At 66.9% G+C, this 25003-nt stretch carries 23 protein-coding genes and 1 other annotated feature; of the genes, 12 read left to right on the top strand and 11 right to left on the bottom strand.

Annotated elements, in window-relative coordinates; all coding sequences use genetic code 11:
* Positions 1-789, bottom strand: a 789-nt coding sequence (locus tag ACTZWU_RS10820) for a TRAP transporter substrate-binding protein (RefSeq protein WP_444737370.1), incomplete at its 3' end; no start/stop codon positions are given.
* Positions 790-903: 114 nt separating this feature from the next.
* On the opposite strand from ACTZWU_RS10820, the gene ACTZWU_RS10825 reads away from it, so the two are divergent.
* On the top strand, positions 904-1581 hold the full coding sequence (locus ACTZWU_RS10825; RefSeq protein WP_444737371.1) for an IclR family transcriptional regulator: 678 nt from the start codon (positions 904-906) through the stop codon (positions 1579-1581).
* 170 nt (positions 1582-1751) lie between these two features.
* On the opposite strand, the gene ACTZWU_RS10830 is transcribed toward ACTZWU_RS10825, so the two are convergent.
* The 3 genes from ACTZWU_RS10830 to rsgA all read right to left on the bottom strand — a co-directional run bounded on the left by ACTZWU_RS10830 (position 1752) and on the right by rsgA (position 5481).
* On the bottom strand, positions 1752-2603 hold the full coding sequence (locus ACTZWU_RS10830; RefSeq protein ID WP_444737372.1) for a universal stress protein: 852 nt from the start codon (positions 2601-2603) through the stop codon (positions 1752-1754).
* A gap of 11 nt (positions 2604-2614) precedes the next feature.
* A complete protein-coding gene (locus tag ACTZWU_RS10835) occupies positions 2615-4111 on the bottom strand; it encodes a SulP family inorganic anion transporter (RefSeq protein WP_444737373.1) in 1497 nt (498 codons plus the stop codon).
* Between the two features lie 72 nt (positions 4112-4183).
* Positions 4184-4239: a sequence feature (sul1 is cis-regulatory element that is thought to sense ions involved in sulfur or methionine metabolism; They are found in Alphaproteobacteria), on the bottom strand.
* Between the two features lie 201 nt (positions 4240-4440).
* Positions 4441-5481 carry a ribosome small subunit-dependent GTPase A gene (rsgA, locus tag ACTZWU_RS10840; protein WP_444737374.1) on the bottom strand — a complete coding sequence of 347 codons (1041 nt, stop codon included), beginning with the start codon at positions 5479-5481 and terminating at the stop codon, positions 4441-4443.
* Positions 5482-5701: 220 nt separating this feature from the next.
* Here rsgA and ACTZWU_RS10845 point away from each other — a divergent pair, with 220 nt between their 5' ends.
* A complete protein-coding gene (locus ACTZWU_RS10845; RefSeq protein WP_444737375.1) occupies positions 5702-6733 on the top strand; it encodes a fatty acid desaturase in 1032 nt (343 codons plus the stop codon).
* A gap of 65 nt (positions 6734-6798) precedes the next feature.
* Here the strand turns inward: ACTZWU_RS10845 and ACTZWU_RS10850 are convergent, their stop codons facing one another.
* Positions 6799-8031, bottom strand: a complete 1233-nt coding sequence (locus ACTZWU_RS10850) for an aminopeptidase P family protein (protein WP_444737376.1) — start codon at positions 8029-8031, stop codon at positions 6799-6801.
* Positions 8032-8137: 106 nt separating this feature from the next.
* On the opposite strand from ACTZWU_RS10850, the gene ACTZWU_RS10855 reads away from it, so the two are divergent.
* On the top strand, positions 8138-9058 hold the full coding sequence (locus ACTZWU_RS10855; protein ID WP_444737377.1) for a LysR family transcriptional regulator: 921 nt from the start codon (positions 8138-8140) through the stop codon (positions 9056-9058).
* A 102-nt stretch (positions 9059-9160) separates the two neighbouring features.
* Positions 9161-10525 (top strand): MmgE/PrpD family protein, encoded by a 1365-nt coding sequence (locus tag ACTZWU_RS10860; protein ID WP_444737378.1) that lies wholly within the window; start codon positions 9161-9163, stop codon positions 10523-10525.
* Here ACTZWU_RS10860 and ACTZWU_RS10865 read toward each other — a convergent pair.
* Both ACTZWU_RS10865 and ACTZWU_RS10870 read right to left on the bottom strand, forming a co-directional pair.
* Positions 10522-11448: a LysR family transcriptional regulator gene (locus ACTZWU_RS10865; protein ID WP_444737379.1), complete on the bottom strand. Its 927-nt coding sequence runs from the start codon at positions 11446-11448 to the stop codon at positions 10522-10524. The two genes, ACTZWU_RS10860 and ACTZWU_RS10865, sit on opposite strands and share 4 nt — an antisense overlap.
* Positions 11449-11458: 10 nt before the next feature.
* Entirely contained in the window at positions 11459-12583 is a 1125-nt protein-coding gene (locus tag ACTZWU_RS10870; RefSeq protein ID WP_444737380.1) for a zinc-binding dehydrogenase, read from the bottom strand.
* 167 nt (positions 12584-12750) lie between these two features.
* Between ACTZWU_RS10870 and ACTZWU_RS10875 the strand changes: the two genes are divergently transcribed.
* From ACTZWU_RS10875 to ACTZWU_RS10905, 7 genes are all read left to right on the top strand, one after another.
* On the top strand, positions 12751-13737 hold the full coding sequence (locus tag ACTZWU_RS10875; protein ID WP_444737381.1) for a cyclase family protein: 987 nt from the start codon (positions 12751-12753) through the stop codon (positions 13735-13737).
* Positions 13738-13777: 40 nt separating this feature from the next.
* Positions 13778-15061, top strand: a complete 1284-nt coding sequence (locus ACTZWU_RS10880; protein ID WP_444737382.1) for an ABC transporter substrate-binding protein — start codon at positions 13778-13780, stop codon at positions 15059-15061.
* 63 nt (positions 15062-15124) lie between these two features.
* Positions 15125-16030, top strand: a complete 906-nt coding sequence (locus ACTZWU_RS10885) for a branched-chain amino acid ABC transporter permease (RefSeq protein ID WP_444737383.1) — start codon at positions 15125-15127, stop codon at positions 16028-16030.
* Positions 16031-16039: 9 nt separating this feature from the next.
* The gene (locus tag ACTZWU_RS10890) at positions 16040-17032 is read left to right on the top strand and encodes a branched-chain amino acid ABC transporter permease (RefSeq protein ID WP_444737384.1); all 993 of its coding nucleotides are present in this window, start codon (positions 16040-16042) and stop codon (positions 17030-17032) included.
* Positions 17029-17784: an ABC transporter ATP-binding protein gene (locus ACTZWU_RS10895; protein WP_444737385.1), complete on the top strand. Its 756-nt coding sequence runs from the start codon at positions 17029-17031 to the stop codon at positions 17782-17784. The genes ACTZWU_RS10890 and ACTZWU_RS10895 overlap by 4 nt, the downstream gene beginning before the upstream one ends.
* On the top strand, positions 17784-18464 hold the full coding sequence (locus ACTZWU_RS10900) for an ABC transporter ATP-binding protein (protein ID WP_444737386.1): 681 nt from the start codon (positions 17784-17786) through the stop codon (positions 18462-18464). The genes ACTZWU_RS10895 and ACTZWU_RS10900 overlap by 1 nt, the downstream gene beginning before the upstream one ends.
* Positions 18465-18498: 34 nt before the next feature.
* Positions 18499-19248, top strand: coding sequence for an SDR family oxidoreductase (locus tag ACTZWU_RS10905; protein WP_444737387.1), 750 nt, complete (start codon positions 18499-18501; stop codon positions 19246-19248).
* Between the two features lie 21 nt (positions 19249-19269).
* On the opposite strand, the gene ACTZWU_RS10910 is transcribed toward ACTZWU_RS10905, so the two are convergent.
* Genes ACTZWU_RS10910 through ACTZWU_RS10925 form a run of 4 tightly spaced genes read right to left on the bottom strand, consistent with a single transcriptional unit; the run spans position 19270 to position 23143 of the window.
* A complete protein-coding gene (locus ACTZWU_RS10910; RefSeq protein ID WP_444737388.1) occupies positions 19270-20064 on the bottom strand; it encodes an HpcH/HpaI aldolase/citrate lyase family protein in 795 nt (264 codons plus the stop codon).
* The gene (locus ACTZWU_RS10915) at positions 20058-20879 is read right to left on the bottom strand and encodes an FAS1-like dehydratase domain-containing protein (protein ID WP_444737389.1); all 822 of its coding nucleotides are present in this window, start codon (positions 20877-20879) and stop codon (positions 20058-20060) included. Before ACTZWU_RS10915 ends, ACTZWU_RS10910 begins: the two co-directional genes overlap by 7 nt.
* A 3-nt stretch (positions 20880-20882) precedes the next feature.
* Positions 20883-21980: a CaiB/BaiF CoA transferase family protein gene (locus tag ACTZWU_RS10920; protein WP_444737390.1), complete on the bottom strand. Its 1098-nt coding sequence runs from the start codon at positions 21978-21980 to the stop codon at positions 20883-20885.
* Positions 21980-23143, bottom strand: coding sequence for an acyl-CoA dehydrogenase family protein (locus ACTZWU_RS10925; protein ID WP_444737473.1), 1164 nt, complete (start codon positions 23141-23143; stop codon positions 21980-21982). The genes ACTZWU_RS10920 and ACTZWU_RS10925 overlap by 1 nt, the downstream gene beginning before the upstream one ends.
* Before the next feature lie 240 nt (positions 23144-23383).
* Here ACTZWU_RS10925 and ACTZWU_RS10930 point away from each other — a divergent pair, with 240 nt between their 5' ends.
* The gene (locus ACTZWU_RS10930) at positions 23384-24883 is read left to right on the top strand and encodes a fumarate hydratase (protein ID WP_444737391.1); all 1500 of its coding nucleotides are present in this window, start codon (positions 23384-23386) and stop codon (positions 24881-24883) included.
* Positions 24884-25003 lie beyond the last annotated feature (120 nt).

The raw sequence follows: 25003 nt of genomic DNA on the forward strand, positions 1-25003 counted from the left end.
CAGCCATTCCATCGTCTCGGCCGCGGTCTCGTTGTAGATGGTGCGTTGCTCGTCCGTCAGGTTTTCCAGAAAGTCGGTGCTGGTTGTCAGGACGTAGTAGCTTTGCACATGGCCCGTCAGGTTCAGTGTGCTCTGCACCTCGTAGAACTTCTGCGCGTGGACTGCCGAAATCGGGTTTTCCTGCGCATCGAAGACGCCTTGACGCAGCGCGCCGTAAAGCTCGGAATAGGGCAGCGGGCCGGGCAGGGCGCCGAAGGCTGCAAAGACATCGCTGCGCAACTGGTTCGTGACCCGCAGCTTGACGCCAACCAGATCCTCGGGCGCGTTGATCGGCTTGTTCGCGGTCACATGCCGCGCGCCCCGATGGGCGACGCCGGTAATCGTGATGCGGTGGTTATCCTCCATGAACCGGGACAGTTCGTCCCCCAGTTCGCCAGTCCAGACGCGATAGCCGTGGTCGGCGTCATCAAAGACGAACTCGGCTTCCATGCACTGGAAGGGTTGAGCCATCCCCTGCAAAAGCGTCGGGCCTGAGATGCTGACCTGGATCTCGTTGCCGGCCAGTTGCTGAAGGACCTCGGTGCCCGAGCCGAGGGCGCCGCCATCGACAATTGTCATCTGCAACTCACCGTCCGAGCGCTCTTCCATGAGCGACTTCCAGTGCTGCACGGCCTGAACACTGAAGTCCGAGCTGTTGTTCTCGGTCCCGAGAGTGAAGCGGACCGGCGCAGCCGTTGCGGCGGTGGTGGCAAGCAGCAGGGCGCAGCCCGCCAAAAGCGGTTGTTTCATGACATCCTCCCGATGTGGTTGACGCGGGCTCTCCTGTGCCCGTTGCGGTTTCTGTAGACTGACGCCCAAGATTCTGGCAACGCAGAAGCCGCGTCGTTTCGCCAGGGAGAACGCATGCCAGCCGAGCGGACTGAATCAGTAGAGCGGGCCTTGTCGATTCTGACGGCCTTCAGCATCCGCAGACCCAGACTGACGCTGGCCGAACTTGCGGCAGAGACCGGCCTGCACAAGAGCACGATCCTGCGGCTGACGCGTTCGCTTGCGATCTACGGGTTCATTGATCGAGACAGCGATGGCCGCTTTTCGGTCGGGGCCAGCATCTGGCACCTGGGTCTGATCTTCCGGCAGGATTATGACACCGGGGAAACGATCCGGCCCATCCTTCGCAGGTTGGTGGACCATACCGGAGAAACCGCCTCGTTCTTCGTCAGGGCCGGCAACGACCGCGTTTGCCTCTACCGCGAGAACAGCCCGAGTCTGGAAAAATACGGCGTCGAGGAAGGGATGCGGCTGCGACTTGGGACTGGTGCCTCCGGTCTCGTGCTGCGCCGATATACCGGAGAGCACCTTCCCGACCTCTCGTCTTTCAACGAGACCGGGACCGTCAGCCTGGATGCGACACGCAACCCCAACATCGCCTCGATCTCGACGCCCGTCTTTTCGAGATCCGGCCGATTTCGCGGCGCGCTCACGATTTCGGGCCTCAACACCCGCTTTACCGGACAGGTGCGCCAGAACGCCATCGCAGGTCTGGAAGAAGCGGCTCGTGCGCTCGGCGACGAGCTGGATTGAGCACTGGAGCCGGTGGCCGAATTGCGCCCCCCGCCGCGCGGGATTCCGCACGGCGGGCGATTGCGGCGGCCAGGGCAGGGCGCAACCTGCCGTCATCCGGCTGGCGGCAGATCGGCGCTTAGGGGTGCCTGCGCCCGGTTCTCCGGATGCAGGTTGTCACATGAGCGAAGTCAGCGATAGAGCAGAACCGGGATCTTGACCGATTGCACCATCGCCGTCGTGGTCGAGCCGATGATCAGGCTGCGGATGCGGGAATGCCCGTAGGCGCCCATCACCAGAAGATCATGGCCTTCGGCCTCGACGATGGCCTGCAAGGCCTCGTCCGGTTCGCCATCGACGATGCGGGCATCCGCCGTCAGACCCGCGGCGGCCAGTGTCGCCACCGCATCGTCCAGCCGCGCGGCGATCTGCCCGCCGGTGCCGACATGAAGAAGCGTGATCCGAAGCCCTTGGAAGACGGCGCTGTTCGACATCCGCTCGATCGCCTTCATGGCCGAGGGGCTGCCGTCATAGGCGACCAGCACCGTGCCGATCGGCCTGAAGCCGCGCGCGGCGACAAAGACCGGCACCTGCGAGGCGCGCACGATCCGTTCGAGGTTCGAGCCCAGATGGCCGCTGGCGAAATCCGCGCCCTCGCCGCGCTTTCCGATGACAATGGCGCGCAGGTCCGGTTCGGCCTGCTGCACGGCCTCAAGGATGTCGCCCTTGCGCAGATGGGCCTTGACCGTGCCGACATTCTGCGCGCGCAGGATCGCCTCGGCATCCTCCAGGATCGCGCGACCGCGCGCCTGGGCAAGCCGCGCGCGCTGTTCGTCGGCCCGCGCCAACTCATCCAGCAGCGCCGAGCGCGCGCCGAGGCCGATCGCCCCGGACAGATCGCGCGGCGCGCCGCCCTCGCGGGGGCCCAGAACATGCATGAGGTCCACATCCGCGCTCAGGCGGCCTGCAATCCATGCGGTGTGGTGGCAGACGCTTTCCGAATAGGCCGAGCCGTCCACCAGCGCGAGTATCTTGTTGGTCATTCCGTCCTCCCTCAATGCGCGGTCAGCTTGTCGAGCGCGCCCGGCTTGTCATGGATCGCCAGCCTGTCGACCAGCGTCTCGGATGCCTCGTTCATGCCGATCAGGCTGACTTCGACCCCCTCGCGGCGGAACTTCAGGATCACCATGTCAAGCGCCTGAACCGAACTGATGTCCCAGATATGGGCGCGGCTGACGTCGATGATCACCCGCTCGACCACCTCGCGGAAGTCGAAGGCCGCGGCGAAATCCTCGGCCGAACCGTAGAACATCTGGCCCTCGACGATATAGGTCCGCGCGCGCCCGTCATCGGACAGGGTCGAGCGGATGCGGAACAGCTGCGCGATCTTGGCCGCGAAGAAGATCCCGGACAGCAGGACACCGACGCCCACGCCGATGGCCAGGTTGTGCGTCCAGACGACCGTCGCGACCGTCGCCAGCATCACCACCGAGGACGACCGCGGATGTGTGCGCAGGTTGAGGATCGAGGACCAGCTGAACGTGCCGATCGAAACCATGATCATGATCGCGACCAGCGCGGGCATCGGGATCAGGCCCACCAGATCGCCAAGCCCGACCACCAGGATCAGCAGCACCGTTCCGGCGGTGAAGGACGACAGCCGACCGCGCCCGCCCGACTTCACGTTGATGATCGACTGCCCGATCATGGCGCAGCCCGCCATGCCGCCGATGAAGCCGGTGGCTGTGTTGGCGATGCCCTGGCCCACGCATTCCTGGTCGCGGTCCGATCTTGTGTCGGTCAGCTCGTCCACGATGTTCTGCGTCATCAGGCTTTCCAGCAGCCCGACCAGCGCGATGGCGGTGGAATAGGGCAGGATGATCCACAGCGTCTCCAGCGTCAGCGGGATGTCGGGGATCAGGAAGACCGGCAGCGTATCGGGCAGCGCGCCCAGATCGCCCACCGTCCGCACATCCCAGCCCATCACCAGCGTCAGCGCCGTCAGCACGATGATCGTCACCAGTGGAGAGGGGATCGCGGTGGTCAGGCGCGGAAACAGGTAGATGATCGCCAGGCCCGCCGCGACCAGCGCCCAGGTCAGCCAGGTGACGCCCGTGTTGGCAAGGTCCAGTTCGGGCAGCTGCGCGATGAAGATCAGGATGGCCAGCGCGTTCACGAAGCCGGTCATCACCGATTTCGACACGAACCGCATGAAGCGCCCCAGCCGTGCCAGCCCCATCGCGATCTGGATCAGGCCCGCCAGAACTGTCGCCGCCAGCAGGTATTCCAGCCCGAAATCGCGCACCAACGTGATCATCAGCACCGCCGTCGCCGCCGTCGCCGCCGAGATCATGCCGGGCCTGCCGCCCACAAAGGCGATCAGCACCGCGATCGAAAAGCTGGCGTAAAGCCCGACCTTGGGATCGACGCCCGCGATGATCGAAAAGGCGATGGCTTCGGGGATCAGCGCCAGCGCGACGACAAGCCCCGACAGCAGGTCGCCGCGGATATTGCCGAACCACTGCGCGCGGTATTCGGAAAGAGAGATCATGCGTTTTCCAATGACCCGGCACGGGAGGTCTTTTGCAAGACGTTCCTCTTTGTGCTTCAGGGTTCTTCAAAGGATTGTCCGGCGGATCGGCGGCCGGAAGAGCCACCCGGAGTCTCACCGGGTCCTTGCTTGTGACCGCCTGATAGCGCGAACCCGCCGCAGGATCAAGAAAGCACGCCGCAGAACGCATCGGACCGTGCCCACCCCGGCCCCCCGCGCGCGACGGCTACGCCGCCAGCCGCTGCCATCGGCGCGCTTTCTTCGCTGACGGCTGGTTCCGTGGTCCGGTCTCGTTCGTCGCTGCGCGAAAGGCGCGAGGGGGGTCGACCTCATCTTTCGCGGGGTCTGGCCTGCGACCTGGCGACTTTGTTGCGGTGCGCGCGGGATTGGCCCGGTGTGGCCGAGCCGCTTTCGGTCAAGAGCTTGCGCCAACGAGCGACGCGGCGGGGGTCGATCGCCCCGGCAGCGACTGCTGCGCTGACGGCACATCCCGGTTCGTGGGAGTGCGTGCAGTTCCCGAACCGGCAGTGCGGGGCAAGCGCGACGATTTCTGCAAAGACGATGTCCAGCCCGTCAGAGATGTCGCTGACGTGAAGCGTCCTGATGCCGGGCGTGTCGATCACCCAGGCATCACCCGCGATGGCGTGAAGCGAGCGCGACGTCGTCGTGTGGCGGCCCCTGCTGTCGGCTTCGCGAATGGCGCCGGTCAGCTGCGCCTCGGCGGCTGCCTTGTCGGCAAGCGTGTTCAGCAGGGACGACTTTCCCACCCCTGACGAGCCGACAAGCGCAATCGTCTGCCCCGCGCCGCACCAGGGGGCCAGCACCCGTGCTGCATCCTTCGATCTTGCGTCCAGTGTTGCCGCCGCAACGCCGCTTTGCAGGCCCCTCACCTGATCCAGATACGGGGCGACATCCGCCACCCGGTCGGCCTTGGTCAGGACGATCACCGGCGTCGCGCCGGCTTCGTTCGCAAGGACGAGGTAGCGTTCCAGCCGCGCGACGTTGAAATCGTCATTGCACGAGGTCACGATGAACAGCGTATCCACGTTCGCCGCGATCAGCTGCGGCCCCCGGCGGCCTTCGGTGCGCCGCTGCAGCAATGTCCTGCGTTCGAGCCTTCGGACGAGCGTTCCGTCCGCGGGCTCTGCCAGAACCCAGTCCCCCACCGCGTGATCCGCCGGATCGGCTGAGGCGGGCAGCGTCAGCCTCTGCTCGCCGGACAGGGACAATGCCGTCAGCCTGGTCCGATGCACCGAAGAGATCCGCATCCGTGCAAGGCCCGTTTCGGAAGGGTCCAGCTGCCCCTCGAAGAAGCGCGACCAGCCAAGCTGGGTCAGGGTCCGCGATGTCTGATGGGAATAATCCGTCACGGTTTACCACTGAACCGGTCGCCGGAGGGATGCAAGGGCATGTTCGGAAAAAGCGGGCCTCATGCAGACGGAGGGCGAGGCGGACGACCGATACGCAGGATGCGCCGATCTGTCACCGCGCGCGGTGTCTTGCTCGGGAAACGGCGCTGCACTAAACGAGCGGGCACAAGCGCCGTGGTAGCCGTGGGGCATACGTGGCTCCAACTGCAAGGCGGCGACAATGACATCTTCCGACAAATCTGCGGCGCAGGTCCGGTCCGCAAAGGACTGGGTGCGGATCCTCGCAAAGTATCGAGACCCCTCGACGCGGCGCAGCATCTTCGAGCTTCTCGTGACCCTTGTGCCCTTCGCGTTCCTTTGGGGGCTGGCAGGGGCCGCCATTACGTTCAGCCCGTGGCTGGCACTTGGGATCGCGGTTCTGAACGGCTTCCTGCTCGTGCGGATATTCTGCATCCAGCATGATTGCGGCCATGCGTCGTTCTTTCACAGCCGCAAGGCGCAGGACTGGGTGGGGCGCTGTCTCGGGGTCCTGACCCTGACGCCATACGACGTCTGGCGGCGCACGCATTCCATGCACCACGCGCAGCACGGTAACCTTGATGAGCGCGGCATCGGGGACGTGCTGACGCTGACGGTCGATGAGTATCACGGCCGAAGCCGGGTCGGCAGGCTGATCTATCGCCTCTACCGTCACCCGCTGGTGCTGTTCGGCCTGGCGCCGAGCTATCTGTTCCTGCTGCAGAACCGTCTGCCGCTTGGTCTGATGCGGTCGGGCAGGCGCTACTGGATCTCGGCTATGGGGACCAATGCGATGATTGCCCTTCTCCTGGCGGGGATGATCTGGCTGGGCGGGCTGCAATACGTGCTGTTCGTCTATCTGCCCACCGTGATCGTCGCGGCGACCATCGGCATGTGGCTGTTCTACGTCCAACACCAGTTCGAGGAAACGCATTGGGCCGAGGCAGAAACATGGCAGCTGCATCACGCCGCGCTGGCGGGGTCGTCGCATTATGTCCTGCCGCAGCCCTTGCAATGGCTGTCGGCCAATATCGGCATTCACCACGTCCATCACCTCTACAGCCGCATCCCGTTCTATCGCCTGCCCGAGATCCTGCGTGATCACCCGGGTCTGGCCGACGCCCAACGGCTGACGCTTCTGGAAAGCCTGCGTTCGGTGAACCTGCACCTGTGGGACGAGAAGCTGAAGCGCCTCATCTCGTTCGCGGATGCCCGTCGCGGCCTCGCCGCCTGATCGCCCTCGCTTCAGCATGACCGGCTGCGCAAGGCGGCCATGCTGGCCGGGCGGCGCCGCAGCGGTCAGGCGACCGCTTTCGCGCCGGGCCCGACGATCAGATGCTCGGGTCCATAGGGAAACCCGGTGATGTTGCGATTGCCCCGGTCCTCGATCACCAGAATGTCGTGTTCGCGATAGCCGCCCGCGCCCGCCATGCCTTCGGGGATCGTGATCATCGGCTCCATGCTGACGACCATGCCGGGTTCCAGCACGGTCTCGCAATCCTCGCGCAGTTCCAGCCCGGCCTCGCGCCCGTAATAATGCGACAGCACGCCGAAGCTGTGGCCGTAGCCGAAGCTGCGATACTGCAGCAGGTTCTCGGCGGCATACATCTCGTTCAGTTCGGCCGCGATGTCCGAGCATCGAGCGCCCGGCACCAGCAGCGCCTTGCCGCGGTCATGGACCTTGCAGTTGAACTCCCACAGGCGGATATGCTCGTCGCTGGCCGCTTCGGCAAAGAGCGTGCGTTCCAGCGCGACGTAATACCCCGCGACCATCGGGAAGCAGTTCAGCGACAGGATGTCCCCGCGCCGGATCCTGCGCGCGGTCACCGGGTTATGCGCGCCATCCGTGTTGATGCCCGACTGGAACCAGGTCCAGGTGTCCATCAACTCGCCCTCGGGCCAGGTGCGGGCGATCTCGCGGACCATCGTCGCGGTGGAATGCAGCGCGACCTCGTGTTCAGGGACGCCCACAGCGGTTGCCTCGACGCAGGCCGCCCCGCCGAGATCGGCGATGCGCGCCATCTCGGTGATATGGGCGATCTCTTCGGCGGACTTGATCATGCGCAGCCGCATGGCGGGGGCGGCGATATCCACGAAATCGACGCCCGGAAACTGGGACTTCAGCAGGGACAGCAGGTCCAGATTGACGTGATCGAATTCGATCCCGATACGGCGGGCGCCGCCGATGATCTGGCGGATCGCGTGGAAGTAATTGTCCTTTTGCCAGTCGGTATAGGTGATGTTCTGGCCGAAGGTCCGCCGCCAGGGCTGTCCGCCATCGATGCCTGCGCTGATCGAGGTCGCCTTGTCGTGATCGACGAAGAAGCCGTATCGCCGCCCGAATTGGCAATACATGAAATCCGCATAGTAGTTGATGTTGTGGTACGAGGTGAACAGCGCGGCATCCACGCTGTTCGCGGCCATATGCGCGCGGATCGCGTCCAGCCGGCGCTGCATCTCGGCCGCCGAGAACGTGCCCTTGGCCTTGTCGCCGTTGCCGACGAAACTTTGCAGTCTTTCGCGTTCGGTCATCACATTCTCACTGGCGTTAGCTTTTCTGCAGGATGGCGTCGAGCCTTGCCAGCGTCAAAAGACGATTTATAATCACCCGATTAGGTTTTCTCATGAAAGGGCGCGAATGAGCCAGCCGCCGCTGAATGCCCTGCGCGCCTTCGAGGCCGTCGCGCGGACTGGCAGTTTCCGGGCCGCCGCCGAAGCCCTGTTCGTGACACAGCCCGCCATCAGCCATCAGGTGAAGCATCTTGAGCAATGGCTGGGCGCGCCGCTGTTCGACCGCTCGGGCCGGGTGCCGAAGCTGTCGCCGCGCGGCGCGGCGCTGGCGCGCGACCTCGCGGCGGCCTTTGACGGGATCGAGGCCGCCTGCCGCCGCGCCCGCCCCTCGGTCGCGGATGGAGCGGTGGTGGTCGCTGCGATCCCCTCGGTCGCCATCTGCTGGCTGATCCCCCGGCTGCCGAATTTCCGCGCAAGACATCCCGATATCCAGCTGCGGGTGATCTATGCCCATCACGGCCACGCTATCGACTATGCGACGACCGATCTGGCCTTCACCTTCGCGGATGCCACGCCGCAGGTCGCGGGCACCGTCTCGGCGCCGTTCCTGTCGGGTCTCAGCGTGCCGGTCGCCAGCCCCTCGCTGGTTGGCGCGCCCCCCGATCGTCTGTCGCTGGACTGGCTGCTGGGGGTGGGGCTTTTGCACGATGACGACCCCTTGGGGTGGCAAGCCTGGCTGCGCCGCGCGGGCGAGCCTGTGCCCGACCGTCTGCCCGGCGCGATCTTCGAGGATTTCAACCTGCTGCGCGCGGCGGCCCTGGCCGGGCAGGGCGTGGCCTTGTGCTCGCTGGCCATGATCCGGCCCGACCTGGCCGAGGGGCGGCTGGTCCAGCTGTCCGATCTGTCGGTGCTGGAGGATTTCGACTATTACCTGACCCAATCCCAACTGACCGAAGGCGACGCGGCGCGGCGCAAGGCCCGACGGACGTTTCTCGACTGGATCGAAGCCGAGCGTGAGCGTTCGGTTGCTGTGGCGGGCTTCGGATGACACGGTCCGCGCCCTGTATCCCGGCATAGGGCGGACCTATGGCCGCCACCACCGGTTTCTATTGGTGCGGCTCGGCGCTTCGTCGCAGGATTGCGGCAGGCAATGACGGAGAGGGTTATGGAACTCGGCATGTCCGGTCAGGACGACCCGGCGGGCTTTCTGGTCGATCTGGCGCTGATGCCCGAGAGGCGGCTGCCCCGGGACATGCTGGCCTTGGCGCGGCTGTCGCTGCTGGACTGGCTGGTCTGCGGGCTGGCGGGGCGCGCCGAGCCCCTGGCCGACAAGATGCGCCATTTTGCCCAGACCGAGGCCCAGGGTGGTTCGGCCAGCCTCTTTGGCGGCTCGACCGCACCGGCGAGGCTGGCGGCGATGGTCAATGGCGCGATTTCTCATGCGCTGGATTACGACGACACGCATTTCGATCATGTGGGCCATCTGTCGGTGGGGATCCTGCCTGCGGCCCTGGCCCTTGCCGAGGAGCGGGACCAGAGTGCCGCCGAGATCTGCGCGGCGTTCCTTCTGGGCGCCGAGGGGGCGATCCGTCTGGGGCGCGTGCTGGGTGCGGCGCATTACAATCGCGGTTTCCACCAGACCGCGACGGCGGGCGCCTTTGGCGCGGCGCTGGCGGCCGGACGGCTGGCCGGGCTGAACGCGCAGGGGATGCGGCGGGCGCTTGGGCTCTGCGCAACCCGGGCCTCGGGGCTCAAGTCGCAATTCGGGACCATGGGCAAGCCTCTGAATGCGGGGCTTGCCGCCGCGAACGGGGTCGAGGCCGTGCAGCTTGCCGCGCTTGGCCTCACGACGGCGGCGGATGGCATCTTCGGCCCGCAGGGCTTTGTCGAGACCCATTCCGACGCGCCCGACCCCGCCGCCTTGCGCGCCGATCCCCAGGATTTCCGCTTTCGTGAGAACCGCTACAAGTTTCACGCCTGCTGCCACGGCCTGCACGCGATGATCGAGGGCCTGCGCGCCGCCTGTCCGACGCCGCCCGATCCCGGCCAGATCGCGCGGATCGAGGTTCGGACCGCGCCGCGCTGGCTGCGGGTCTGCGACATCAAGCGCCCCGGCACCGGGCTGGAGGTCAAGTTCAGCTATGGCTGGCTGGCCGCGATGGTGCTGACCGGGCGCGACACGGGCGATGACCGCAGCTACACGGATGCGCTTGCCCTTGACCCGGCCCTTGCCGATCTTGCGGCTCGGGTCGAGGTCGGCGGCGACCATGATCTGACCGATCAGCAGGTGCGGGGCGAAATCGTGCTGACCAATGGTCATCGCATCGCCTTTGATCACGACTTGTCGCAGGCCATTCCCGCCTCGATCCTGCGCGCGCGGTTGCAGGCCAAGGCGCGGGCCTTGCTGGGCGCAGGGGCGGGGCCGGTGCTGGACCTCTGGGGCAGGCTGGACGGCGATCCGGCCTCGGTCCGCGCGTGCGAGATCGGGGCGCTGATCCGGGCGGGCGGGGGCTAGACCAGCTCGGCCTCCCAGATGCCGCGCTGGACCAGCTCGCGTGCGACGTCCAGGGTCAGTTGCTCGACCGAACGGCAGGCCCGCGTCATCACGCGCGCGGGGTTCGAGACCAGATAGACGGGCCTGATCATGCGGGGCTGGACGATGGGCGCGCGCAGCAATTCCCCGCGCTTGACATAATCATGGGCGGCCACCGGGGCGAAGATCGTGTAGCCCGACCCGCGCGCGACAAGATCCTTGATCTGGGTCATCGCGTCCATTTCGATCACGACGCGCAGGGACACGCCGATCTCGGTGCAGTAGTTCTCGATCGTCTGGCGCAGGCCGTTCGAGGTCAGGATCATGTCGAGGTTCTGCAGATCGCGCAACGCAACCGGCGCGCCGGGCGGCGACGCCAGGGGCCAGGCGTCCGGCGCGGAATAGAAGAACAATTCCTCGTTCATCACATGGGTCGCCCGCAGGTTTCCCGCCCCGGTCAGGTCATAGAGAAAGCCGATATCGACCATGCCGCTGTCGATCCAGTCCTTGATGTAGCCGCTCATCGCCTCGACGGCGCGCAGCCGCACCTCGGGCAGGTCGATCCGCACGGTCTCGGCCAGGGGCACGGACATCACCATCGAGCACGAGGGCGGCATCCCGAAACCCACCTTGCCGCGCACGGTCCCGCCCAGATCGCGCATATCCGCGACGCAACGGTCCAGGCTGTCGCAGATGCGGCGGGCGTGGTCCAGCAGGACGTGACCTTCCTGCGTCAGCAGCGATCCGCGCGGCGTGCGGTCGATCAGGCGGACGCCCAACTCCTCCTCCATCCGCTGTATGTGCTGCGACAGCGAGGGTTGCGCGACCCCAAGTGCCAAGGCCGCAGCCGAGATCGAGGGCGCCTCGGCGATGGCCATGAAATAGCGTAGCTGGCGGATGTCCATGCCGTTCCTCTCAGTCGAACTCGACGATCTGGCGGATGGCACGGCCATCGTCCAGCCTGTCCATCGCCAGGTTGATATCGGCCAGCTTCAACCGGTGGGTCAGCATCTTCTCGACCGGCAGCCGGCCCTGCGCGTGCAGTGCGAACATGCGCGGCAGGTCGCGTTGCGGCACGCAGGACCCGATATAACTGCCGCGCAGGCTGCGTTCCTCGGCCACAAGCTGAAGCGCGTTGAGCGGCATCCGCGCATCCGGATGGGGCAGACCCGCCGTCACGGTCAGCCCGCCCCGGCAGGTGCAGTTCCATGCCGCTTCCAGCGCCTGCACCGATCCGGCCAGCTCGATCGCCACATCGACGCCACCCCGGGTCAGGTCGCGGATCTCTTGCGCGGCATCGGGCCCGGCGGTGACGGTGCGGGTCGCGCCCATCGCGGATGCGGCTTCCAGCTTGGCGGGAAAGGGATCGACGGCGATGATCTCGCCCGCGCCGGCCGCCGCCGCGCCAAGGATCGCGGACAGGCCCACGCCACCCAGACCGAACACCGCGACGCGACTGCCCGGCCGGACCTGCGCGGTGTTGAAGACCGCGCCCGCCCCGGTCAGCATCGCGCAGGAGAACAGCGCCGAGACATGCGGCGGCAGGTCCGCATCGACCCGCACCAGCGATTGTCGCGCCAGCACGGCATGGGTCGCAAAGGCCGAAACGCCGACATGGTGATGGACGGGCGCGCCGTCCATCGACAGCCGCCTGTGGCCCGTCATCAGCTCGCCCCGGCCATGATGAGTGGCCGCCAGCGTGCACAGCGCGGGCCGGCCCTCGGCGCACATCGCGCAGCGCCCGCAGCCCGGCGCGAAAATACAGACGACATGATCGCCCGGGGCCAGATCGTCCACACCCGCGCCGACCTCCTCGACAAAGCCCGAAGCCTCGTGCCCCAGCACCATCGGCACGGGACGGGGCCGTGTGCCGTTGATCACCGACAGGTCGGAATGGCAGACCCCCGCCGCCGCCATGCGGATCAGCACCTCGCCGCGGCCGGGCGGGGCCAGTTGAACCGTCCGCAGGCTCAGCGCGCCCGCCGCCTCGAAGCCACCGGTGATCCCCGTTCGCGTCAACACCGCCGCCGTGATGTCCATGATGTCCCTCCCTCCGTGACGGGGCCAGTCTAGCCCGGCGCGCGCCATCGGCCATCACCTGCGGGTCGGGCGATAGCCTGAACCTATGGCCGAAATCATGATAGGGTATTGGCCGCTGCGCCAGTCCCCGGCCTAGGGTTTTCCATCTGTGGCTCTGGGAGGAAGCTATGGCTATTTTCACGACATCGAAGGCGTTCCGGTTTGGCAACATGGCTGCGGCCTGTCTGCTGGCCATCGGCGCGCAGGCAGGGGCCCACGGCACCGACGAAACGCCTGACTGGGCCGAGACCCGGTGGGGTTCGGGCGACCAGCTGGGCGCGGCCAATCACATGACGTCCGACCGCGTGCTGGAGGCCGCGCGGCTGGTGACCGAGGGCAAGGTCTACAGCCTTGGCATCACGGTCGGGTCGGACACCCCGGCCTTTCCGCCGCGCAGCATGTCGGTGACGGTGCTGCAACCCAATCAAAGCGGCAATTCCGGTCTGGGCGAAAACGCCTTCACCTATAATGACGACATCTTCATGGGCTGGCTGGGCATCGGCCCTCAGATCGATGGTCTGGGCCATTCGGGCGAGAACCATGTCTATTACGGGGGCCGCCGCTATGACGATTTCGCGCCGGCCTCGGGGCTGACCGAACTGGGTCTGGACCAGTTGCCGGGTCTGGTCGGGCGGGGCGTCCTTTTGGACATGACCCGCCATTTCGGCACGGACATGGTGGCCGAGGGCGTTCCCTACACCGCCGACGACATCCGCGCCGCCGCATCCGATCAGGGGGTCGAACTGCGCGAGGGTGACGTGGTCCTGTTCCATTCCAACTGGATGGAGCTGCTGGACGGCGACAATGCCGATCCCGCGCGCTTTGCCGCCGCCGAGCCGGGTCTGGGCGTCAGCGGCGCCGAATACCTGGCCGAGATCGGGGTGATGGCCGTCGGTGCCGATACCTGGGGCATGGAGGTCGTTCCCGCCGAGGTCGAGGGCGAGGCGTTCCGCGCCCACCAGATCCTGCAGGCCCATCACGGCATCTACATTCTCGAGAACATGGACACGCGCGAACTGGCCTCGGACGGGGTCAGCGAATTCCTGTTCGTGCTGGGGCAGGCGCGGGTGCAGGGCGCGGTCCAGATGATCATCAACCCCATCGCGATCCGCTAGGCGCCGCGACAGGCGCATCACGACAACAAGGGAGGACAGAATGAAACGGTTTCTTGCCACCACGGCGCTTTGCGCAATGCTGCCGGTCGCGTCTCTGGCGCAGGACAAGCCTTCGGAATTGCGCGTCGGGATGACGACCTTTCTGACGGGTTCGGCCTCGGTCTTCGGGGTTCCCGCGCGCGAGGGGATGGAGATCCTGGTCCGCCGCCTGAACGAGGACGGCGGAATCAACGGCGTGCCGGTCCGCGTGACCTATATCGACGAGGGCGCGGGCGCCGAGGCGCTGAGCAGCGAATTCCGCCGCGTCGCCGGCGAGGCCGAGGTGATGATGTCCGCGATCTCGTCGGGCAATTGCCAGACCCTTGCGCCTCTGGCCGAGGATCTGCAGGTGCCGAACCTGATGTGGGATTGCGGCACGCAGCGCATCTTCGAAGAGGCCGAATACGATTACGTCTTCCGCACCCAGGCCAATGCCACGGCCGAGATGATGGCCACCGTCCTCTATCTGCTCGAGGTCAAGCCGGATTTCCGGACCATCGCGGTGGTGAACCAGGATTACGCGTGGGGCCGTGACAGCTGGGATATCGTGTCGAACGCCCTGCGGGTGCTGAAGCCCGACGTGGAGGTCGTGGGCGAATTCTTCCCGGCCTTCGGTGCGCCGGACTACTCGGCCGAGATCTCGCGCCTGCAGGCTCTGCGGCCCGACGTGATCCTGTCCACTTCTTGGGGTGGCGATCTGGACACCTTCGTCCAGCAGGCCTTTCAGCGCGGTCTGATGAACAACACGACCTTCGTGCTGCCACTGGCTGAAAGCTCGCTGGAGCGGCTGGGTTCCAGCCTGCCTGCCGGTCACATCGTGGGCGCGCGGGGCGATCACTACTTCCTGCATCCCGAACGCCGCGACGACGAGGATTTCCAGGCCTTCATCACCGAGTTCCGCGAGACGACCGGCAGCCTGCCGATCTATTCGGTCTTTCACGCAGCCCAGGCGCTGGAGGCGATGAAGACCGCCTATGAGAAGGCCATCGCCGAGAACGGCGTCGACTGGCCGAACGAGGAACAGCTGCTGGCCGCCTTCGAGGGGCTTGAATTCCAGGCCTTCGGTCGCCCGATCACGCTGCGCGAGGACAATCAGGGCGTCGAGGCGCAGCTTTTGGGCATCAGCGCGCAGACCGCGGAATATCCCTTCGCGACGCTGGAGAACATCCGCATCTATGACGGCGCGCAGCTTCTGCCGCCGGTGGGCGAGGTCTCGTTGGACTGGATCCGGGGGCTGGACGCCTCGTATCTGGACGGGATCGCCGCCGACAGCTTCGAGAACTGATCCGATCCCGAACGGGGCCCGCCAGCGGGCGGGCCCCGCCCAACGCATCAAGGGGATCAGCCGATGAACCTTACCCTCTTTCTTCTGGCGCTGTTCGACGGGGTGTCCTACGCGGCGCTTGTCTTCATCGTGGCCCTGGGCCTGACGCTGATCTTCGGCGTCATGCGCATCCTGAACGTGGCCCATGGCTCGCTTTATGCGATCGGCGCCTATGCGACGGCGTCGCTGACGGCGTGGGGGCTGGCGATGGGCTTCGCGCCGATCCTGGCCTTTCCGCTGATGATCGTGTCGGCGGTGCTGGTCGGGGTGGCGCTTGGCGGTCCGATCGAATGGCTGCTGCTGCGCCGCATCTACAACAAGCCCGAAGTGCTGCAACTGCTGGTGACTTTCGCCGTGTTCATGATCCTCGAGGACGTGCAGCGGCTGGTCTGGGGCACGCAGCCCTATTTCCAGGCGACCGCGCTGCAGGCGCTTGGCAATGTCACCGTCTTTGGCGTGACCTACACGGTCTATCAGCTGATCCTGCTGCCGCTTGTGGCGCTGGTGCTGCTGGTCGGGCTGCGGATCTTCCTGCGCCACACGATCATCGGCAAGCTGATCCTTGCCACGACCGAGGACCGCGAGGCTGCCCAGTCCATCGGCATCGACGCGGACCGCGTGTTCCTGTTCACCTTCATCGTCGGCGCGGTGCTGGCGGGGCTGGGGGGCGCGCTGGCCTCGCCCACGACCTCGATCCTGCCGGGGATGGGCGCCGATATGATCGTGCTGTCCTTCGCCGTGATCGCCACGGCCGGGCTGGGCCAGATCGAGGGCGCCGCCGTCGCCGCGCTGCTGATCGGGCTTGGGCGGTCCTTCGCCGTCTATCTGTGGCCCGAAGTCGCGGTGCTGGTGCCCTACCTGATCATGGTGCTGGTCCTGCTGGTCCGCCCCGAGGGCCTGTTCGGCAGCCCCGTCGCCCGCAAGATCTGAGGAGAGGACATGACCCTGCAATCAACCGATACGCCGGTGCCGGTCCAGAACGCCCTGTCGCCGCGCAATGTCCTAACCGGGCTTGCCATCCTGATGCTGATGGCGGTGCCCGTGCTGCTGCCGCATCTGCAACTGCTGATCACGCTGGCCCTGGCCAAGGGGCTGGCGGTCGTCGGCATCACCGTGATCCTGCGCGCGGGTCAGGTCTCGTTCGGACATGCGCTGTTCTTCGGCATCTCGGCCTATGTCGGTGCGTTCCTGGTCACTGCGCTGCCGGGGGCGGACCTGGTTCTTGTGCTGCTGGCGGGTGTTCTGGGCGCGGGCCTGTCCGGCCTTGTCGTCGGGCTGTTCGTGGTGCGCTACCGAGGGATCTTCTTCGGTATGCTTAACCTTGCTTTTTCAATGATCTTCTGGTCGATCCTCGAGAAATTCTACCATTACACCGGCGGCGCCGACGGCATCCGGCTGACGCGACCCTCGGTATTGGGAATGCAGCTTGGCCGGTCCGATTTCGAGCTGGTCCTGTTCTATCTGGCCGTGGGGCTGGTCGTCACCTGCGGCTGGTTCACGCTGCGCTGGCTGGCCTCGCCCGCAGGGCAGTTGTTCCAGACGCTCAAGACGAACGAGACGCGGCTGGAATATCTGGGCCTCTCGCCGCGACGGGTGCTGCTGTCGGGCTATGTGCTGTCGGCGGTTCTGTGTGGGCTGGGCGGGTCGCTGATGGGAATGACGCAGGGCGTCGTGACGCCGGAATATGTCTGGTGGGTGCGCTCGGCCGAGATGGTCTTCATCGCGGTCCTCGGCGGGGCGGGCTCGGTCCGGGGCGCGTTCATCGGCGCGCTGATCTACGAGATGGTGCGCATCTACGCCTCGGCCTTCGCCGCCGATATCTGGCAGATGCTGCTGGGGGCCTTTCTGCTGATCATCATCCTGTTCGCGCCTGGGGGCATCATGGGCATCTTCGACCGGCTGATCGGCCGCAAACCCGGAGGCCGGACATGACCGCGCCCGCGCTTCTGGAAACCCGCGACCTGACCATCAGGTTCGGCGGCATCACCGCCGCCGACAAGGTCAGCGTCCGCATCGAGGCTGGCCGCAACCTGGCCATCATCGGCCCGAACGGGGCGGGCAAGACGACCTTTCTCAACATCTGCACCGGCTGGATCAAGCCGAGCGAGGGACAGGTCCTGTTCGAGGGCGAGGACATCACCCCCCTGCCGCCGCGCAAGATCGTCACGCGCGGCGTCGCCCGCGCCTTCCAGATCCCCCAGCTTTTTACCGAGCATACCGCGCTTGAGAACCTGTTGATCTCGGTCTCGGCGCGCGAGGGGCTTCGCAATCCGCTGCGCCCGATGCACCGGATCGCGCAGCGGGACGAGATGATGGACCTGCTCGAGATGGTCAATTGTGCCGATGTCGCGCACCGGCCGGTGGTGGAATTGTCCGAAGGGCAGCGCAAGCTGATCGACATTGCCGTCGCGCTGGCGCTGAGGCCGCGCCTGCTGCTGCTGGACGAGCCGACTTCGGGCGTGGCCTCGTCCGAAAAGCACAAGGTCATGGAGATCCTGATCGCCGCGCTGGCCAAGGCGCGTGTCACCTCGGTCTTTGTGGAACATGACATGGGGATCGTCAGCCGCCATGCCGACGAGGTCGCGGTCTGGAACACCGGAAAGGTCCAGATCCGCGGCACCCCGTCCGAGGTCCTGGCCCATCCCGACGTCATCCGCGACGTCATCGGAGAGGAGATCGCCTGATGCTGGAATTCCGCAATGTGGACGCCTCGATCGGGATCATCAGCATCCTGCGCGATCTGGATTTCCGCATCGAGCCGTCCGAGACGCTGGCCCTGATCGGGCGCAACGGCGCGGGCAAGACGACGCTGCTGCGTTCGGTCATGGGCTTCACCCGCATCACGGGCGAGATCCGGTTCGGCGATCAGCGCCTGGACATTGTTCCGCCGCCGAAACGGCCCGCGCTTGGCATCGGCTATTCGCCTGAGGATCGGCGGCTGTTCTCGGCCTTCACGGTCGAAGAGAACATCCTGCTGCCCGCGCAGGCCGCCCGGCTGGATGCCGCCGAGACGCGTCGCAGGCTGGGCCGCATCTACGAGATCCTGCCCGAATTGCGCGACATGGCCGCGCGACCTGCGGGCAATGTCTCGGGCGGGCAGGGCAAGATGGTCGCGCTTGGCCGGGCGCTGATGTCGGGAACGCGGCTGGTCATGCTGGACGAGCCCTTCCAGGGCCTGGCGCCCGCGCTGGCGCAGCGCTACGCGGCCGCGCTTCGGGCCTTGCGCGACGCCGACCACACGATCACGCTGGTCATCACGGAATCGAACCCCGCCCTTTTGCGCGGATTTGCCAGCCGGACGCTGGTGATCGAGCGGGGCGAGGTTTCCGAAGGCTCGCTTGAGCCGCAGCCGGTCACGGCCTGAGGGGCCCTGATCCATCACAATCAAAGGGGGGACCATGCGTCTCAAGGGGAAGACCGCACTTGTCACGGGGGCGGCCTCGGGCTTCGGCCGGGGCATCGCCGAACGATTCGCAGCCGAGGGCGCGCGCGTGGCCATCGTCGATCTGAACGAGGCCGGCGCGCGCAGCGTCGCAGACGGCCTGGGCGATGCGGCCATCGCCATCGGCTGCGATGTCGCCCAGGCCGATCAGGTCGGGGCCGCCGTTCAGGCCACGCATGACGCCTTTGGCGGGCTGGACATCGTGGTGAACAATGCCGGCTGGACGAACCGCAACCAGCCCTTGATGGACACGGACGAGGCCACGTTCCGCAAGATCTACGACATCAACGTCCTGTCGATCTTTCACATGACCAAGGCCTGCGTGCCCTTGTGGCGCGGCGCGGGGGGCGGCGTCATGCTGAATGTCGGATCGGTCGCCGGGATCAGGCCGCGCCCGGGCCTGACCTGGTACAATTCGTCCAAGGGCGCGGTGAACACGATGACGCGCTCGTTGGCCGTCGAACTGGCGCCGGACCGGATCCGCGTCTGCGGCATCGCGCCCGTGATGGGTGCCACCGGACTGCTTGAGCAGTTCATGGGCCTGCCCGACACGCCCGAGAACCGCGCGCGCTTCATCGCGACGATCCCGCTCGGGCGGCTGGCCGAACCGCAGGACATCGCCAATGCCGCACTCTATCTGGCCTCGGACGAGGCCGAGTTCCTGACCGGCGTGATTCTGGAGGTCGATGGCGGCCGCACGATCTGAAAGGCGGGCGGGCGGCAGAGGTCAGTCCTCTGCCGCCGCGATGATGGCACGGGCGCGGCGGCGGACGGGTTCGTCCACCATCGCGCCGTCCACGGAAACCGCACCGTCGCCCGATGCCAGAACCCGGCGCGCCCAGTCCAGTTCGGTCTGTGACGGGCGGAACGCCTGACGCAGTTCCGCGATCTGGCACGGATGGATGCAGAGCTTGCCGGCCATGCCAAGCGCGCGCGCCTCGGCGGCGTCAGCCCTGAGGTCGGCGGGGTCGTTCAAGCGCGCGGTCACCCCGTCCAGCGGCGGCGCGATCCCTGCCAGGCGCGAGGCCAGAACCAGTTCCAGCCGAACCGGGCGCAGGATATCGGCGCGGTGTTCGATCCCCAGATCGGCGCAGAAGTCGATGGACCCGAAGCCAAGCTGCACGACATTGAGCATGGCGGCCAGTCTGCGCACCTCGGCCAGACCGAGGGCGGTCTCGATCAGGGCCACGACCGGCAGGCCCGGCAGGGCCTGGGCCAGGGCGGACAGATCGGCCCGGTCCTGCGCCTTGGGCAGCATCATGCCATCGGGGCGCAGGGCCTGCAGCGCCTCGATATCGTGGCGATGCCAGGGCGTGTCGGTCGGGTTGATCCGCACGATCACCGGCAGGTCGGAAAACCCCGTCGCCAGAAACGCGCGCGCGCGGTCCTTGGCCTCGGGCGCCACCGCGTCCTCGAGGTCAAGGATCACCGCGTCGGCACCCGACGCCGCTGCCTTGGCAAAGCGGTCGGGCCGGTCGGCAGGCACGAAAAGCGGGCATCTGAGCGGGCCGAGGGTTACCATGACGCGCGCGCCTCGGTCGCCACGGGGCCGCCCTGTCGCGCGGTCCACAGCCGCAGGCCGTCGCCATCCGGGGCGGCGTGAAGCAGCGTCTGATCCCCCGCGAACAGCGGCGTCAGGCTGCGAAAGCTGAAGATCGCGGGGATGCGGCCACCCAGATCCTGCGCCAGATGCAGCAGCGCGGTCGCCTGAAGGGGACCATGCACGACAAGGCCCGGATAGCCCTCGACCTGCCGGGCATAGGGCGCGTCGTAATGGATGCGGTGACCGTTGAAGGTCAGCGCCGAATAGCGGAACAGGGTTGTCGGATCATGGGGCAGGGGGCGCGTCGTTTCGCCAGTCGGAGCGGGGGGCGGGCTTGACGCCCCGCCTCCGGCGTCGCGATAGACGATGTCCTGCCGTTCCGTCACCGACAGGCCGTCCGGGCCGGAAATCTCGTGTGTCAGGGTGACGAAGCACAAGGGCCCGCTGCCCCCTTGCTTCAGCTGCACATCCGTGATGCGGGACCGGCGCGTCACCCGATCACCGATCCGCAGCGGCGCATGAAGCGCGAAGCGGCCGCCCGCCCACATGCGCCTGGGCAGGGGGACCGGCGGCAGGAAGCCGCCCCGCGCCGGATGCCCGTCCGGCCCGAGCGCCCCGGCGGGCAGGGCCGGCTGCGTCAGGCAGAGATGGATCAGCGGCGGCGCCTCGGCGCCGTCCTCGACCGGGCCTTCGCGGCCAAAGGTCGCCAGAAACCGCGCGACAAGGCCCCCGGTCAGGGTCTCGGCGCGTTCCTCGCTGCGTCCGATCCAGTCGCGCAGATGGTCGATTTCCATGGCTCACTCGGCCTCCTGTCCCAAGTCCGGCACGGGGCCGTAGCGGCGTTCCTCGCCCCGGATGCGCGGCGCGGGGGCGGGATAGCTGACCGCACCGCGCGGTGTGTCCACCGTGATGCGGCGCAGATGCGGATGGGCGGACAACCCGCCCATGTCATTGACCGAGGCCAGCGCCACTTGCGCCTGTTCCAGCAGGTCCATGGCGCGCGCGGCCTTCATCCCGGCAAACGCCTCGGCCACAAGGGCGTCGGTCTGGTCCCGATGCGTCACGCGCGCCACATTCGTGGCAAAGCGCGGGTCGTGGCCCAGTTCCGGGCGGCCAAGGAAGATGCGCGCCAGGTTGCGCCATTCGCGGTCGCTCTGGACCGAGATCAGCACTAGCTGGCCGTCTTGCGTGCGAAACGTGCTGTAGGGCGAGATCGAGGGATGCGCGATGCCGATCCGGCGCGGCGACTGCCCGGCCTCGTGCGCCAGCAGCGGCACCGTCAGCCAATCGGCCATCACGTCGAACATCGAGATGGCGATATCGGCGCCGCGCCCGGTGATGCCGCGCTGGATCAGCGCCTCGAGGATGGCGGCATGGGCTGTCGCGCCGGTCGCCACATCGACGATGGACATGCCCACACGTGCCGGTTCCGATGGCCCCCCGGTGATCGAACAAAGGCCCGATTCCGCCTGGATCAGCAGGTCATAGGCCTTGCGGTCGGCCATCGGCCCGCCCTCGCCATAGCCGGTGATCGAACAGGCGATCAGGCGCGGATGGCGCTTCAGCAGATCGGCGGGCGCAAAGCCCAGCCGGGCCAGCGCGCCGCGCCGCAGGTTCTGGACCAGCACATCGGCGCCCGCCAGCAGATCGGCCAGCCGCGCCTTGCCCTCGGTTGTGGTCAGGTCCAGCACGACCGACCGCTTGCCCCGGTTCAGCCAGACGAAATAGCTGGACTGCCCGGCGGCCACCGTGTCGTAGCCGCGCGCGAAATCGCCCTCGGGGCGTTCGATCTTGACGACATCGGCCCCGGCATCGGCCAGACGAGAGGTGGCGAAGGGTGCCGCCACGGCCTGTTCGACCGCAACGACCTTCAGTCCCGACAAGGGCAGTCCCATCAGAAGCTCCGCGGCAGGCCAAGCACATGCTCGGCGACATAGGACAGGATCAGGTTGGTCGAGATCGGCGCGACCTGATAGAGCCGCGTCTCGCGGAACTTGCGTTCGACATCGTATTCGCAGGCGAAGCCGAAGCCGCCATGGAACTGGATGCAGGCATTCGCGGCTTCCCAGCTGGCCTTCGCGGCAAGGTATTTCGCCATGTTCGCCTCGGCGCCGCAGGGCTGGCCGTCATCATAGAGACGGCAGGCGCGATAGCGCATGAGGTTCGCGGCCTCGATCTCGATATAGCTTTCGGCGATGGGGAACTGGACGCCCTGATTCTGCCCGATGGGGCGGCCAAAGACGACCCGGTCGCTGACATAGCGCGTCACGCGGTCGATGAACCAGTAGCCATCCCCGATGCACTCGGCCGCGATCAACGCGCGTTCGGCGTTGAGCCCGGTCATGATGTAGCGAAAGCCCTGACCCTCTTGTCCGATCAGGTTCTCGGCGGGGATTTCGAGATTGTCGAAGAACAGCTCGTTCGTTTCGTGGTTGACCATGTTGGGTATCTGCCGCGCCGTCATCCCCGAGGCCAGCGCCTCGGCCACATCGACGAGAAAGATCGACAGGCCTTCGGATTTCTTCTTCACCTCGGCCAGGGGCGTGGTGCGCGCCAGCAGGATCATCAGGTCGGAATGCTGCACCCGGCTGATCCAGACCTTCTGGCCGTTGATGACGTAGCGATCGCCGCGCCGTTCGGCGGTGGTCTTGATCCGGGTCGTGTCGGTGCCGGTCGTGGGCTCGGTCACGCCCATCGATTGCAGGCGCAGTTCGCCGCTGGCCAGCCGGGGCAGGATCGCGCGCTTCTGTTCCTCGGAGCCGTGGCGCAGAAGGGTGCCCATATTGTACATCTGCCCGTGGCAGGCGCCCGAATTGCCGCCTGCGCGGTTGATCTCTTCCATGATGACCGAGGCCTCGGTCAGGCCGAGGCCCGAGCCGCCATACTCCTCGGGGATCAGGGCGGCCATCCAGCCGGCCTTGGTCAGGGCATCGACGAAAGCCTCGGGATAGGCGCGGTCGGCGTCGATCTGGCGGTGATAGCTGTCGGGAAATTCCGCGCAAAGCGCGCGGATGGCATCACGAATGTCCTCAAACGGATCGGCTTCGTTCACGTCAATGACCTCCCTCTGTCGGACCGCAATCGTTCCGGAATCTGGGACGGATCGCGCCGCGGCGGAAATATCGCTTTGTCATAAGGGCCATACGGCCAGACTATCGCCCGGCTGCCCCGCCTGCGGCGATTGCCCGCAGGTCGGGCCGCGATAGGCAAAGCCTCTGGCCGGCGGGCCGGGACAAGGCGGGGGATTGCGCGGGGTCGCGCCCGGGTCGATCATGCCGCCCGTATGGGGGCCGATCTGATGGACGCGATCACCGAAAGCCATGTCACCGACAGCGTGGCCGATGCGCTGCAATACATCGCCTGTTACCACCCGCCCGATTTCATCCGGGCGATGGCCGCGGCCCATGCGCGAGAGGAAAGCCCCGCCGCCCGCGACGCCATCGCCCAGATCCTGGTGAATTCACGCATGAGCGCGCTCGGCCGCAGGCCGATCTGTCAGGACACGGGCATGGTGAACCTGACCTTCCGCATCGGCGTCAGGGCGCGGCTGGACTGGCAGCGGCCTTTGCAGCAGATCGTCGATGACGGCGTGCGCCGGGCCTGGCGCCAGCAGGACAATCCCTTGCGCGCCTCGGTCGTCAGCGACCCGTTCGATCGGCGCCGCAATTCCGGCGACAACACGCCCGCCATGATCACCGTCGAGATGGTCGAGGGAGACCGCGTCGGCATCACCGTCTCGGCCAAGGGCGGCGGGTCCGAGAACAAGGCGCGCTTCACGGTGCTGGACCCCTCGGCCTCGGTCGCGGATTGGGTCGTCGCAGAGGTCCAGACGATGGGGGCGGGCTGGTGCCCGCCGGGCATTCTGGGCATCGGCATCGGCGGCAGCGTGGACAGGGCGATGGTCATGGCCAAGGACGTGCTGAACGAGGCCGTGGACATCGACGCCCTGATCGAAAGGGGCCCTGCCGACAGCGCCGAGGCCCTGCGGCTGGAGATCTATCACCGCGTGAACGCGCTTGGCATCGGCGCGCAGGGGCTGGGCGGTCTTGTCACCGTGCTGGACGTGAAGCTGCGGCATTTCCCGACCCATGCCGCATCCCTGCCGGTGGCGCTGATCCCGAACTGCGCGGCCACGCGGCATGTCCATCTCATGCTGGACGGTTCGCGTCCGGCGCGGCTTGATCCGCCTGACCTGTCGCTGTGGCCGCAGGTGGCGCTGGATGGCGCGGCCAAGGCTGCGCGCCGCATCGATCTGGACGCGCTGGATCAGGATGTGCTGGACAGCCTGCAACCGGGCGAGCGGCTGCTGCTGTCCGGCACGCTGTTCACCGGACGCGACGCGGCGCACAAGCGGATGGTCGATGCCCTGGACCGGGGCGAGGATCTGCCTGTCGATCTGCGGGGGCGCGCGATCTATTATGTCGGCCCCGTCGATCCGGTCGGGGACGAGGTGATCGGCCCTGCGGGTCCGACCACCGCGACCCGCATGGACCGCTTCACCGAACGCGTTCTGGCAGGGACGGGGCTCAAGGTGATGATCGGCAAGGCCGAGCGCGGCCCCGAGGCGCTGGACGCCATCGCCCGACACGGCGCGGTCTATATGGTCGCGGTCGGCGGAGCGGCCTTTCTGGTCGCACAGGCCATCCGCGAGGCACGCCCCGTCGCCTGGACGGATCTGGGGATGGAGGCGATCTATCGCCTGCGGGTCGAGGACATGCCCGTGATGCTGGCGGTCGATACGCGCGGCCAGTCGATCCACCGGACCGGACCTCAGGCCTGGCGCCGCGCCGCGCCATAGAGATCCGTTCTGGCGCCGAGACTGCGAAGATATTTCTCGGGCCGCGCGGCGCGTGGTTCTGATAGGTGCGCAACGGCCGGTCGATGGCCGTATGCCCGGACGAAATCGGCAAGGAGGTCA

Source organism: Paracoccus sp. NSM (genome assembly GCF_052379855.1).
In the GTDB taxonomy this organism is placed as follows: Bacteria; Pseudomonadota; Alphaproteobacteria; order Rhodobacterales; family Rhodobacteraceae; genus Paracoccus.